This window comes from Pandoraea sp. E26, assembly GCF_000681415.1.
Classification (GTDB): domain Bacteria; phylum Pseudomonadota; class Gammaproteobacteria; order Burkholderiales; family Burkholderiaceae; genus Pandoraea; species Pandoraea pnomenusa.
In genome coordinates, this window is the sequence record NZ_AYXJ01000041.1 from 1 (window position 1) to 13,286 (window position 13,286).

Consider the following 13,286-nt stretch of genomic DNA (forward strand, 5'->3'; position numbering starts at 1 on the left):
TTTTGAAACGGTCTCTTAAGGACATTTCTGCACTGGCTGTTATCCAAAGCACTCTGGCCATTCCGATGAAACGCTTCGACAGACCGCTCGTCGGCCACCTGTCGCGTGATGAGATCGAGGCGCTACTCGCCGCGCCTGACCTCAACACCTGGTGCGGGCAGCGGGACCGGGTACTGTTTGCAACTCTTTACAACACTGGCGCACGCGTTTCCGAACTGATCGGTCTGCGGGTGGGCGACGTCGTCCTGGATAAAGCGCCCTGTGCCCATATCCACGGCAAAGGTCGGAAGCGGCGCACCGTACCTCTGTGGCGCTCGACAGCGAGCCTAATCAGAAGCTGGTTGCCACGCATCGGGGCGTCACCCGAGCAGATGCTGTTTCCCAATCGCTCGGGCAATCCGATGACGCGCTCTAACGTAACGGATCGGCTCAAGCTCGCCGTGCGGACGGCCACCGGGCAATGTCCCCAACTATCAAGCCATCCCGTTTCTCCGCATGTCATCCGGCATTCGACCGGGACGCATCTGCTGCAATCAGGCGTTGACCTCAGCGTCATTGCGCTGTGGCTCGGACACGAAAGCCCAGCCACGACTCACATGTACGTCGAGGCCGACCTGGCGATGAAGGAGCGCGCGCTCAATACTTTGCAGCCACCTCACAGCAAGATCCCGCGATATCGACCGCCCGATCGCCTGATGCAGTTCCTTGAAAGCCTGTAATTATGCGCAGTTCACACCACGGACCCGCCATGCATAGCCCATCGCAGAGAGACAAACGAGTCTCCGCGGCGCGGAACTGCGCATATTCCCGAGATCGGCATAATTTCGGTCATGCAAATATTTGCATGATCGAAAAGAACGCTGTACGCCCATCGCCAAATCTACGCTCGCCGTATTGAAAGCGTGGCTGCGAGAACCGCAGCGCGGTGACGGTGATGTGCTGTTTCCCAGCGCAAGGGGAGAACGCCTCACTGTCCATGGCGTGCAGTATCTGCTAAACAAGCATCGCGATACGGCGTCCAGAGTTTGCCCGTCGCTAAAGCAGAAACGGGCCCGGGTTCAGGCGGTGCTGCCAGCAAGGGGCCCACGACCGCAAAGCGCAGGCGCGCCCAACGATCCCGCAGGGGTAAATCGTGAAGTTCAGTCATGCTCTCTCCAGGGATGCGGCGCACCGCGCCGCGATTCGGGGGAGAGGCGAGACTACCGGCGCAGTCCGAGGGGGGCGAGCGACAAGTTCTGCGGGCGGTTACCGTCCCTCACGCAGGGTGCTCACGGCGCTGCTGCTGGTGAGCGGTGAGAGCCAGCGCAGCAGGCATGGCAATGGCTCGGCAGGCTGCGTGGTAGCGAAGCGCTCGAGCAGGCTTGCCGGCACCTGTGCGGTCTCGACGGGCGGCACGAACGCCGCCCGTCCGAGCGCCCAGAACGGTGTGCCGACAAACCCGGTCATCCACCAGTCCCGCCATCGCGCGATCGTCGAGGGCGGCACGCCCAGCGCATCAAGCTGGCGCATTGCCGCGGCCGTACCGGCGCTCGCACGCATGGCGCTGACGACAATCATGATTGCGGCGGTGTAGACGCGCCGGCCGAGAAAGCGCACCGAGAATGGCGTGGTACGACGGCGACAGTTGGCGCAGCAGAAGCTGTAGCGGAACTCGCAGTGGCGGCGGGCTTCGTATGAAATTCCGCGCGGCTTGCGCGGGTAGCGGGCGCTATGGAGTACGCCACCGCAGCGACAACGCTGCGCGCGGGTCTGTTCGGCGTAGTCCTGATCGATACGTAACAGCAGGTGATAGAAGTTGGGATCGCGGGCACTCACGTGGCACACTCTGGAAGTCTCGGTTCTTGGCAGACACGAGACTCTCCCTTGGGCGTCGTTTGTGCAAGATGCCTGAGGGAGGCCCCCTCCGCTACATCACGCAAGCTGCTCAAAACGCCCCGAATTCCCATCGATTTACGTGCTCACGCTCACGCGTCAGCCCACGCGAGCAGGGCGGCCTGTGCCTCGGCATCAGGGACAGCAGTCGGCACAGATGCATCCGGTTGACGGCGTAGCGACCTCGCATCGGCGCAGAAGTCGTCGTTTCTGAAGAGCTCACGTAGCATCGACAACAGATAACGCTGACTGGTGCCGACGGAATTGCGCTTCAGGTTGCCCAGCGAGACCTGCTCGCGCTTCTCACGGAAGTAGCGATGAACAGCCTCGGCGGTAGCCTTCTCATCACAAAGCGCCTGATGCAATCCCTGCCTGTCGGCCCAGTTGACGAACTCAAGCACGACGCGCAAATATATGGAGATCGTCGCCGGACGCATCGTGCCAGGGGCCATACGCCTGGAAAGCTGGGTCACCAGCAGACGTACGACCCTGGCGCGTTCGCTGCAGAAGCTTGTTGGGTCGAAATTGCGTCGCGTGCGCTTCCGGCTCGACGTGTCACGCGTCAGATAGCAGATCTGCCCGATATCGGAACGCCCCCTCATGCCTTCCCACCTGAGCAGCACGCGCTCGGGGTGCAGCAGCGTCGTGCCCTCCGCGAGCGGCATGCGCACATCCTCGTACTGGCGGCTCATAGTGCCTCCACAGTGTCGAGGGTGCGCGCGACCAGCGTCGACAGGTGCGCTCCCCAGCCGTCCTGCACAGCGTCGAAGAGCTTGCAGTGCTCGCGGAAAGCGAGGTAGCGCTCGGTCGTAGACGGTTGTACGTGCCACATCAACTGCCGCAACTGGTCGAGCGCCCGCGTGTACTTCATCTCATTCGCTGTCATCGCGTCGACCATGTTCAGCCCGAAGGTGGCACGCAGGTCGTGGAAGCTGAACTCGTATCTCGGATTGCCGAGCTGCACGCGCATCATGGGCAACAGTTCGTCCCTGATGAACTGACGCACGGCCTGCCCGGTCTTGACGTGGCGGCGCCCCTGCGGGCCCGTGCTGAGCGGGCCGCGCGACGCGCGATCCTCGTAGAGCGACGCACCGCGATGGCTCAGGAAGAGCGGCTGGTCGGGGTGATCGCCGCCGTCTGCCATCTCGCGACGCTTGCACGCACGATCGCTGAGTACATAGATGTACAGCCGCTCATAGAAAGCGCGCGGCAGGTGCAACACGCCCTTGACACCGCCCTTCGTGTCGATGCCCGTACCCGGCCCGCAGGCAAGACGGATGTCGTCGCCGTGAAACTCGCCCGGCTTGCGCATCACGTGTTTCGCACGCAAGGTCAGTACCGTCTGGATGCGGGCGCCCGTCAACAGCGCGAAAAGATGGACGAGCGTCATCTCGGTGTTGCCGAGAGCGGCCAACGATTCAAGCAGCACTGATTGCTCGGAAGAGGGGAGCGGACGCAGGCGACCGCCGTCCTGAATGCGATCGTCCCACGGGTCCTCTGCGCGCCGACCACTGATCGACAGGTCAGTGGTCTTGACCGCGATCACGCTGCTGAAGCCCTTCTGGTCCTTGAACTCGATGAAACGGTCAGATTCGACCCACGGCGCGTTCGCGGGTTTGAAACCTGCCTCGGTCATGAGCCAGCGATAGAAGCGCACCACAATGCCCATACGACGCCTTGCGACGCCCGGGGACAGTTCGCCTGCCTGCACGGCCAGCCTGATCGATGCGCTATAGCGGTAAGTCGGACGTTGCCTCTTGTTCGCGGGGAACACCAGCCAGTCGATGCATTCGTCATCCAGATAACGACGGAACGCCACCAGATCGTCAGCGATGCTGGCGAAGGTCAGCATGTTCGGCGACGACTTCGACTCCATCATATCGATGAGCCAGAGGTTCGCCTCGGCCCACGGCGCGCCGTCAGCGAGTCGGACAACAGGGAAAAGAGAAAAGGTGCCTGCAACCCATTGCGGGCGGGCGGAGCGCCGCCTGCCGGTGTCGGGGTCTGCGAGCGGGACCGTGTGATAGATGGTGCCGCCCTCGGGGGTGGTGATACTGACCGGCGTCGCGCCGGGTGTGTCGCGGTCAACGACCTCGGTCAGCGGCAGTTGCCGGATGGTCGTTCGTCTTGTCGTCATCGTGCAGATCCTCTGCTGTGTTTGTGCGGGTGTCCGCTTTAACACGACCTGCGAGTATCATGAAATCGTTCCTGGCTTGCGCATACAAGATAGGTCTTGCGCCGCCGGCCATTGAGCGACAGCGTCGGACCGTGCAACACATCGCCATACCAGATCGAACCCGCGTGCTCGGCGACGAAGCTGCGCTTCTCGTCGGGCACGACAGCGGGACCGGCGATACGCGAAAGGCCGTGGGTCTTGAGCAGGCGGTGTACGGCGCTCTTGGAGAGCGAATCGCGCGGCACGACGCCGGCGCCCTCGAGCAGCAGGCGCAACTGACGGATCGAGCGGCGTGGGTTCTCGCGCTTGGCGGCGATCACGGCGAGCTGCACCGCCTCGGGCAGTTTCGACGCGCCGCGGTCATTGCGAGGCTTGCTGGCGAGTCCTGTGACGCCGTCGCGACGCCAGAGGTCGTACCAGACGCGCAGCGTCTTCTCGCTGATGTGGCGGCGTCGGGAGCCGGGAATGGCGTACTCCTGCTGGGCGATCTGGTGCATGAGGCGAGCGAGTTCACCACGGGCGAGTTCGCCGCGGCTGACAAGCGGGCCGAGCACGCCCAGACGGAACAGCGCCATCTCGTCAATGGGGTTCATGTCGTCAAATTCCTTCGTTCAGTTGAGGAAGTGACATGAAATCGCCGTTCCGATGGCGGCGGAAGTGGCCAAACTGTGTGGGCACCCGGAAAAAACGCGAAGCCGGCTGTCTCGCGACGCGCCAGGATCAACGGATCACGGGACGATCAGGCCGTCGCGATCGAGCCACGCCATGGCCTTATCCAATGGCATCAGGCTCAAGCAGGCCCGCCAGAAAGTGGCGACGCCCTCGGTGCGGCCGAGCTCGGGGAAACGGCTGCGCAGGTGGAAGGCGAAGTCCTGCGTGCGCTCGCGCAACCAGGCCCACCAGCGACGCACGGTATGACGGCTGAGCCCGGTTACGGCTGCGGCGCAACGCAGCGACAGGCCGAAGAGCATCAGCGAAAGAACCAGTTGCTGCAGCGCCCAGGCATACCAGCGGCGGGGGCAGATGCACCGCGGCAAACGCGAACAGGTGCTGACCTGCTCCCCGCGTTTAGTACGGTGACGGTGTAGAGTCCGTTCCAGAGAGGAACGGCAATGAAAAAGCGATTCACCGAAGAACAAATCATCGGCATCTTGAAGGAAGCCGAGGCTGGCCTGAAGCCGGCGGAGCTGTGCCGCAAGTACGGCATATCGGAAGCGACCTACTACAACTGGAAAGCGAAGTTCGGCGGGATGACGGTCTCCGAAGCGCAGCGCCTGAAGGAACTGGAGCAGGAGAACAACAAGCTCAAGCGCCTGTTGGCCGAATCAATGCTCGACAACGCCGCGCTGAAGGACCTGCTGGCCCGAAAGTAGCAAGCCCGCAGGCCAGGCGCGAAGCGGTCCGGATATTGATGACCGAACGCGCCATGGGTGTTACCCGGGCCTGCGGGCTGGTAGGGATTTCGCGCTCGCTGTTTCACTACGAATCACGCCGCCGGGTTGACGACGAAGCGCTGACTGGCCGGATGATGGCCATCGCTGCGCAGAAGCGCCGTTACGGCTATCGCCGGATTCACGTGCTGTTGCAGCGGGATGGCTGCCTGGCCAACCACAAGCGCATCTGGCGCCTGTACAGCAAGGCGGGACTGAGTGTGCCTAAGCGGCGACGCAAGCGTATTGCGGCTGTCGAGCGCACGCCGCTTCCGGTACCAACAGGCCCGAATCAGAGCTGGTCGATGGACTTCGTTTCTGACGGGCTGGCCTATGGTCGGCGGTTTCGATGCCTGAACGTGGTCGACGACTACACACGCGAGTGCCTGGCCATCGAGGTCGATACTTCATTGCCGGGCCTACGCGTGCAGCAAGTGCTCGAGCGGCTCAGGGAGATGCGAGGCTTACCCGCATCCATCACGGTCGACAACGGGCCGGAGTTCGCTGGTAAGGTGCTGGATGCATGGGCCTACGAAGCCGGTGTCACGCTGTCGTTCATCCGGCCTGGCAAGCCGGTGGAGAATGCCTATATCGAGAGCTTCAACGGGCGGTTCCGCGATGAATGCCTGAACGAGCACTGGTTCGTCTCAATGCGCCACGCCAGGCGGCTGATTGAGGAATGGCGTATCGAGTACAACACCGAGCGGCCTCATAGTTCACTCGACTATCTGACGCCCGTGCAGTTCGCTCAGGCGCACGATGCAAAACAGCAGTTTTTAACCTCGGACTCTAACTGCAGTTCGGACTAAAACCGGGGGCAGGTCAGTGCGATTGCACGACAGGCAGCGAAAGCGCGGCACGGGTAGCGGGTTGAGTTTAGCGCCGCTGCTGTGGTCGGCCTTGCGGCTGTAGAAGCCGTGGCCCCAGAGGCCACCGAAGCCGCAATGCGGGCAATGACTGGGCCGGTAGGATTGCGGCGTCGAGACGACGGCGCGTAGATGTTGTTCGAGGGTAAGGAAGGCGTGTACGATTCGATCCATAGGCCGGGCTGTTGTTGATTCGTGAGTGGCTTCGTAACCCGTCTCACGATATCACGGCAGTTCCGGCCTTCTTTACGCTCCTCGTGTCTCGCGCTCTGCGCGGTGAAGTCCAAAAAATCGCTCTCGATGTACGCGAGACAAACGCCCCCTGTCCGACCTCAAATTGCGCGGGCCGTAACAACTGGAGACAGTAGCGGCCTCGATTTGCTGTTGCCGCAAGTCGGTAAGATCGATCGACTCATTGCCGATACGGCGTATTACCAGATCGAGCGCAATGAACAACTGCTCGCCAGCGGCGTCGTGCCGGTGATTCCTCCCAAGGCCGATGCGGTCGATGACGCGAAGCAAAATCGTTGGCACGATCAACTTGTGCGTTATCTGAAAGAGAAGGGACAGTATGCATTCCAGAACAAATATGGCTATGGCCTGCGCGCTCGCGTTGAGGCGCAATTTTCGCGCATTAAGCGCTGCATCGGCGACACGCTGCTGACGCGTCGCATCGCGTCACAAACTCAGGAAGGCCGCGCTATCGCCAACCTGATCAATCAATGGAATGCATTTGGTCAGGCGAGGTGCGTTAAAAAAGCCTAATTGCGTCTGCACCACCAGCGCCCCTAACCTCCCGAACAAAGCCCTTACAATCGGAATCAGGCGTTGCCCGCACGCGCGGCGTAGCGCCAAACTCGGCGGTCTCCGACGAACCCGGAGCGCTTCAGTTGATCCCAAACGCTGGTGCTTTGCGCTCTCTACTTCTCCGTCGAGATTGGCATTGAATTGTTCAACTTCTTGACACGGTAGTCGAGTTGCGCGCGTGTCAATCCGAGAAGACGTGCGGCTTCTGATATGTTCCCGTTCGCGGCTTTGAGTGCCGCGCGTACGAGCGCATCTTCGACCTCGCAAAGTGTCGCTTTGTTCATCTGTACAGCAAGCGCTGCCCAATCCTCGAGCCCCTCCGGGGCTTCTCCGCTCTTGCGGATCGTCTCGGGGGGAGCGCTCGTCGATATGGAATCGAGGACAAGCGACCCAAGGTCGCTTAAACCAAAAGCACCCTTACATTCCACGGTGTCATCGCTACTAAACAAGTGGCATACATCGAGCGTACCGCCTTCCTCGGCGAGGATAACGCCACGTTCGAGCACATTCTCCATCTCACGGATATTCCCGGGCCACGAGTAATCCAGCAATAGATGAAGCGCACGATTGGATAAGCCCTTGAGGGGCCGACCATGCCTTCTTGAAAATTTCTTTATGAAAAATTCCAGCAAAACCGGGATATCATCCTTTCTTTCACGCAAAGGTGGAATAGAAATTGGAAATACATTCAGCCGGTAGAAAAGATCCTCACGAAAACGCCCGCTTTTTATCGCCTGTTTGAGATTGTCATTAGTCGCAGTAATTACCCGAACATTTACCTTAACCGTCTTTGAACTCCCGAGGCGCTCCATCTCCCCCGTTTGCAAAACTCTCAATAGCTTCGCTTGAGCGGTTAGACTGAGAGTGCCAATCTCATCCAAAAAAATGGTCCCTTCGTTTGCGCTTTCGAAACGCCCAACGCGGGCATCGGATGCGCCGGTGAATGCCCCTCGCTCCGCACCAAAAAGCTCCGATTCAATCAGCGAATCGGGAATAGCTGCACAATTTAATTCAACGAATGGTTTCCCTACACGCGAACTTCTGTTGTGCAGTTCCCGAGCAAACAGGCTTTTGCCCACGCCGCTCTCACCCATCAGTAAAACGGTTGCACTAGTGGGAGCCACTCTGAATATTTTGTGCATCACTGCGTTGAATCCAGCAGACGCGCCTATTGGTCCTTCTTTGACAGGCACTTCGTCAGGCTTGCAAGGCACACACTCATGATCTGTAGAGTCAGTCGGGGCTGGCCCTGAACTTTTCAACGCGACAAAGCGACGTTTCTCCAGAGATTGTGGCAGCATATACCGAAGGTCCGCATCGGGGGCGTCCCACTCCTCCACGGGCTTTCCAATGATTCGACATAACGTATTGCCCATCGCGCGGCATTCGACTTCCCGGTATAGAATACGCCGGCCCATGAAAGCGCTCGTGTAGCCGCACGCGTAGCCAATCTGCATCCAGCAGGCTGGTTCGGAGCCGATGCCGTACACGGATATGTGAGCCTCATCCTCGGACGAGTCTTTCCACAGAAATTCCCCGTAATACTGACCGGTGGTGCTGTCGATATCGACTCTGACAGGTTCTACCAGGACGATGCCTTCCAGGGCGTGAAGTTGAGGACCCACCGCGAAGGCGTCAAATGCGCTGTCTTGCCCGCGAACCTTTCGTGCGAGCGCGGCATCCCGAGAACCCGATAGATATCCCATGCGGGTCAGCAATCCGCGCGCAGCATCGATACCTAAAGCTTCGATGAGTTCCTGTCGCAGTGAAGCAAACGCGTCCGTATGGATCAAGACCATTCGACGATCGTCGAGCCAGATGCGACCGTCCGCAGGATTGAAACGAAGCCGTTCCGCCAGATCCCGAATGTCCGGAAAATGCAGATCAGCCACTACATCTGGCACGAAAAGCGGTATTCCTCTGTCTATTTCTCCCGCTTTCCCTTTCTCCTCCTTCATGTCTGTCCCCTCCTCAAGAGATCGCCAGTCAGGGCTCTTTCTTAAAAGTTCATCGTCTCGCACGCTCTCACCGGGTGCGTAAACCTGCCTGGAACGAAAACCTAATTGGGGGACCGTTCGTTGCCACATGCCGTTGGCGTCACTTGAACGCCACCCCCCAAAGGCCTCCGCGCGGAGGCTTAAAGCGCCTCTTCCGAGAAGAAGTCACCGACCAACCGGTTAAATCGCTCTCCATGTTCAATCTGCGTCCAATGGCCACAGCGGCCGAACACGTGCAGCTGCGCCCGTGGAATCAGTCTGAGCAGTGTATAGGAATTGGACAGCGGGATGACCTGGTCTTCGCGCCCATGGATGATGAGTGTCTCGTGCGGAAGCGAGCCGACGTCCTCCTCCCGGCTCGCCATAGCGTCCACCCAACGCTGGCGCGGTGCCGGAAACATACTTGAAAACGCTTCCTGAAAGTTCGGCCGGATGCTTGCCTCATAACGCAGGCGAGCGAGGTCGTCATTTACGAGATTGCGGTCGAACGCGAAAACATCGAGCAACTCTCGCATGTTGTCGATTGACGGAACGTAGCCCCAAACCTTGTCCAACCCCTCCGTTATCGGGAAGGAGATACCCACGCTGCCCATGAGGACCAATCGGCGCACTCTTTCGGGCGCCCGGATGGCCAGCGCCAAGGCCAGAGCCCCTCCGAAAGAGTTGCCCACCACGTGAGCCTTGTCAATGCCAAGCGCATCCAGCAACCCGAGCGCATGCCCGACCCAGGTATCCATGTCATACCGGATACCCACCGGCCGCTCGGTATATCCAAAGCCCACCATGTCCGGCGCGATGACGCGAAACTGCTTCGCGAGTTCAGGGATTGTGAGGCGCCAGTTCGCCCATGCGGTTACTCCAGGGCCCGATCCATGAATCAAAAGAACAGGCACTCCCTGACCACAATCGTGATAATTGGTTTTTATACCATTTGCAGTGACTGTATTCGCAATTTCTAAAGAATCCGACATTTTCAACTCCGTATGTCTAGTATCTGGCAACCGGCAACAACTTAATTTTCCTGAACAACTTCGTATGATTTTTCTTGGTTGAACCATCGTCGATCTTTCTCAATGTTTCGGCGCAAAGCATGCTTGGGCGGCTTCCATTGGCATCAACCCTGCATTGAAGTAGCCATGCAAACGCTTGACGACTTCTTTGTCGGGCACATAGGGCCACCGGATAAAACCCAGTTCGACGGCCGCCTCAAACCAGGCGTTCGTCCACGCCTGCAGGTGCTTTGCATCCCCGAGCGTCAGTATATTTGACTCGTCAAACATAGTTTGTCGACCTCTGATGACTCGGAGCAGACATCTGCGCAATGCGACTTACGCAAGAACCGCGCCCGTTGGGCGGAGCACCACTCCCTGAACAGCTAGCGGATTTTCGCGTAGATCTCATTGCACGAGCGTCCGCTTCCGTTTCCCTTCTACGAGCGTCAAATTCAGGACACTAAAAACGTTTTTGGTAATTCATAACTGCATTGACTTGCGAATGCGTCACTTGGATCGGCACCGACGTGTTCGGCTCGCTGCTGTTTGATAGCGTCTTTTGCAACGCAACCGATAATGCAAAACTAAGAACATCGTCTTTGCTAAAGGCGTATGAAACTCCACCACTCAAATGAGTTGTCGGAATAGCCGGCACAACGGCAAGCAGTGTATTGTTCGGGATGGCTTCCTGAGCGTACTGAAAGCCACCCCGAAACGTCCACTTCTCGTTGTAGCGATATTCCGCCCCAAGCGCAAACACATTAATGTCCCGATAGTTTTGCGGCAGCAGGACGTTAAGATTCGCCCCGGTCCCGTTTTGCACAAAGCCGACGTTTATATTCTTAAACGCGTCGGCCCAAAACACCCGCTGATATTCCGCCGAGACGGAAAGTTGGTCGTTGAATTTGTGATTGATTCCGATAGAAAGCTGCGCGGGCATCTCGAAATCCCGAATACGGATATTGCCGTTCAAAGGGATGTTCCCTGCTACTGAACTGACCGCCGTTAAGTTGGCACCGCCTGTAAGATCCCCCACATGGGTTTTGAAGTTGTAAGCGATACCGATTCGAGTATTGGGTGCGAGCTGATAGGTAAGCCCCAGTTTTCCGCCTACGCCCCAGGCATCTGTCCCACCTCCAACGATCCCACTGTGCGAGAAATTGAAGTACCCTCCAGAAAGGCCCGGTACGCTAAGCAGTGATGGGACCAACGTGCCGGAAATACGCCTTTGGGACGCAAGGCTCCCAATTTGAGACGTATCAAGCAGGAGTCCAAGGTTTAACGATGTCCATACTGCATCTACCGACCCGCCAACCGTCAATCGATCAGTAACCTTGTACGCTGCCGCAAACGGGATACGTAAGACGAGCAACCGTGAGAAATTGTCGAGGCCTGTATCAAGGTTATTGGTTGACGTATGCGAGAGAAAGCTACTCCCCCCATATTGGGTGCCTAGACCACCTTCGGCGAAAGCACCGAGCCCTATGGCATAGTTTCGTTGTCGATAAACAAAGGCAAACTGCGGCGCAAAATAGGGGCCGTTGTTATTTCCATGATTGCCAGAAGAAACTGATTCACCGGTGGCGGCGTTCCGTACGTTGATATCGGTGTTGATGACATCCAGCCCGAAATCTAGATAGGTCCCCTGCTCCATCAAGCCCAGCGTCGCGGGGTTCTCCATCATGGCGGCCGCGCCAATGTCGTACGCCACGCCTGTTCCCCCCATGGCCCGGGACACAGGTCCATAGCCCTCCAGATTGAATACGTCAGTAGCCTTCGCAGTGCCCGCCGCAAATAGCGCGACCGAAAAACCCACGATCACCCGCACAGCGACACAACTCTGATTGATCTTCAATTTCGTCTCCTTACCAGATTTTTTCTAATAATGGTATGAGCGTTCTCGCGCTCACCCTCGCTTTACGTCGAAGCAGCTTTATGGCCGGATCAGTACCTTCATTGCGCTGTCCGATTTCTGATGAAAGACCGAGAATGCCTTGTCGACATCAGCAAGTTCGAACGCGTGTGAAAAGTACTCTTGCGGATTGATCACACCACGCTCCATCAGCCGCAATGCCTCCCACATGTAGGGCTGGGCGTTAGCGAAGCCATTCATGTGCAAGCTGATATTGCGCAGAAACACATCGGCCAAATTCAGATTGAAAGTTGAGTCGCAGAAAACGCCGATCGCGGCAACCGTTCCGCCGGGGCGAACCAGATCGAGGCACATCTGTAGGGTTTCGGGATAACCGACCACCTCGATCACTTTGTCAAAGCCACGTCCGCCGGTTTCTGCCAGTGCTTTTTCTTTCCAGTCTTCCTGGTTCGCATCAATCGCCACGCCCCCCTTTTTGCGCACCACGTCAAGACGATGGGCAACCTTATCGAGTACAACCACGCGCCCTGGCCCCCTGTGCAGCGCGATATCGAGAGTCATCATTCCCGTCGGCCCGCAGCCCACCAGTGCAACATTCTCCCCGACCTGGATATCGGCCAGGCGGTTGGCGATGATTGCCGACGGCAGGTTGCAGGAAAGCGTAACCGCCGCTTCATCGGGAATTCCCTTCGGCACATTCATCGCGTGACCATCCGCGTGAGGGACGATCAGGGCCTCCGCATGAGTTCCATTGATGCTGCCGAAAGGTATGCCGAATCCATAGACTGCGTTTTTGGTAGTCTCACAATGTGCGGTCTGCCCAACCTCGCACATGTAGCAGTGGCCGCATGAGACTGAGTACCCCATACTGACGCGATCCCCCTGCTTGAAGCGCCCGACGCTCTTACCGACCTCCACGACTTCGCCGATCAACTCATGACCTGTTTGGGACTTGCCTTTTTCCATGATTTCATCAAGCGCGCCCCGGTAAAGGTGCAAATCGGAGCCACATATCGATGTGGCCGTTACTTTGACTAGCATTTCGTGGTCGGCGCGAATGACGGGGTCTGGAATATCCGTACAGCGAATATCCTGCAGACCGTAATAGACTGCGGCTTTCATTTTGTAGTCCTTATAGATTAGTTAGCATAAGTTGTGCTTTCACCTTCCCGTATCCTGATGTCTCAACCCCTCTTCATACTTAAAGGAAAATCTTGAACCCCAACTCCGAAAAAGTTGGGGCAACAAGAATCGGCGGTCTCAAAAATCAAGC

The 13,286-nt window shown here is 58.3% G+C and carries 13 protein-coding genes; 3 read left to right on the forward strand and 10 right to left on the reverse strand.

Annotated elements, in window-relative coordinates; genetic code table 11:
* Nucleotides 1-719: tyrosine-type recombinase/integrase (locus tag W930_RS0123465; RefSeq protein ID WP_028731361.1), on the forward strand; the 719-nt coding region annotated here is incomplete at its 5' end.
* 526 nt (nt 720-1,245) lie between these two features.
* Here W930_RS0123465 and W930_RS0123470 read toward each other — a convergent pair.
* The 5 genes from W930_RS0123470 to W930_RS28645 form a co-directional block, all read right to left on the reverse strand.
* On the reverse strand, nt 1,246-1,815 hold the full coding sequence (locus W930_RS0123470) for a hypothetical protein (protein ID WP_226233999.1): 570 nt from the start codon (nt 1,813-1,815) through the stop codon (nt 1,246-1,248).
* A gap of 149 nt (nt 1,816-1,964) precedes the next feature.
* Entirely contained in the window at nt 1,965-2,564 is a 600-nt protein-coding gene (locus W930_RS0123475) for a hypothetical protein (protein WP_023594102.1), read from the reverse strand.
* Complete coding sequence (locus tag W930_RS0123480) at nt 2,561-4,009, reverse strand: site-specific integrase (protein WP_023594103.1); 1,449 nt, start codon at nt 4,007-4,009, stop codon at nt 2,561-2,563. The genes W930_RS0123475 and W930_RS0123480 overlap by 4 nt, the downstream gene beginning before the upstream one ends.
* A 38-nt stretch (nt 4,010-4,047) precedes the next feature.
* Nucleotides 4,048-4,641, reverse strand: coding sequence for a helix-turn-helix domain-containing protein (locus tag W930_RS28640; RefSeq protein WP_023594104.1), 594 nt, complete (start codon nt 4,639-4,641; stop codon nt 4,048-4,050).
* Nucleotides 4,642-4,776: 135 nt separating this feature from the next.
* Entirely contained in the window at nt 4,777-5,019 is a 243-nt protein-coding gene (locus W930_RS28645) for a hypothetical protein (RefSeq protein ID WP_023872380.1), read from the reverse strand.
* A 141-nt stretch (nt 5,020-5,160) separates the two neighbouring features.
* Here W930_RS28645 and W930_RS28650 point away from each other — a divergent pair.
* Together W930_RS28650 and W930_RS30285 are read left to right on the forward strand one after the other, a co-directional pair.
* Nucleotides 5,161-6,287 (forward strand): IS3 family transposase gene (locus W930_RS28650; protein ID WP_144347206.1). Its coding sequence is split into 2 segments (ribosomal slippage): nt 5,161-5,401 and nt 5,401-6,287, totalling 1,128 coding nucleotides; the frame shifts between segments, so codons are not numbered across the junction.
* Nucleotides 6,288-6,620: 333 nt separating this feature from the next.
* A complete protein-coding gene (locus W930_RS30285) occupies nt 6,621-7,109 on the forward strand; it encodes a transposase (RefSeq protein ID WP_023594106.1) in 489 nt (162 codons plus the stop codon).
* A gap of 155 nt (nt 7,110-7,264) precedes the next feature.
* Here W930_RS30285 and W930_RS28660 read toward each other — a convergent pair whose 3' ends face one another.
* The 5 genes from W930_RS28660 to W930_RS0123540 all read right to left on the reverse strand — a co-directional run bounded on the left by W930_RS28660 (nt 7,265) and on the right by W930_RS0123540 (nt 13,135).
* Nucleotides 7,265-9,109, reverse strand: a complete 1,845-nt coding sequence (locus W930_RS28660) for a sigma-54-dependent Fis family transcriptional regulator (RefSeq protein ID WP_023594107.1) — start codon at nt 9,107-9,109, stop codon at nt 7,265-7,267.
* A 179-nt stretch (nt 9,110-9,288) separates the two neighbouring features.
* Nucleotides 9,289-10,119, reverse strand: a complete 831-nt coding sequence (locus W930_RS0123525) for an alpha/beta fold hydrolase (RefSeq protein WP_023594108.1) — start codon at nt 10,117-10,119, stop codon at nt 9,289-9,291.
* A gap of 99 nt (nt 10,120-10,218) precedes the next feature.
* Nucleotides 10,219-10,428 carry a hypothetical protein gene (locus W930_RS0123530; RefSeq protein ID WP_023594109.1) on the reverse strand — a complete coding sequence of 70 codons (210 nt, stop codon included), beginning with the start codon at nt 10,426-10,428 and terminating at the stop codon, nt 10,219-10,221.
* A gap of 172 nt (nt 10,429-10,600) precedes the next feature.
* Nucleotides 10,601-11,995 carry an OmpP1/FadL family transporter gene (locus tag W930_RS0123535; RefSeq protein ID WP_023594110.1) on the reverse strand — a complete coding sequence of 465 codons (1,395 nt, stop codon included), beginning with the start codon at nt 11,993-11,995 and terminating at the stop codon, nt 10,601-10,603.
* Nucleotides 11,996-12,073: 78 nt separating this feature from the next.
* Nucleotides 12,074-13,135, reverse strand: a complete 1,062-nt coding sequence (locus tag W930_RS0123540) for an alcohol dehydrogenase (RefSeq protein WP_023872378.1) — start codon at nt 13,133-13,135, stop codon at nt 12,074-12,076.
* Nucleotides 13,136-13,286: the final 151 nt, after the last annotated feature.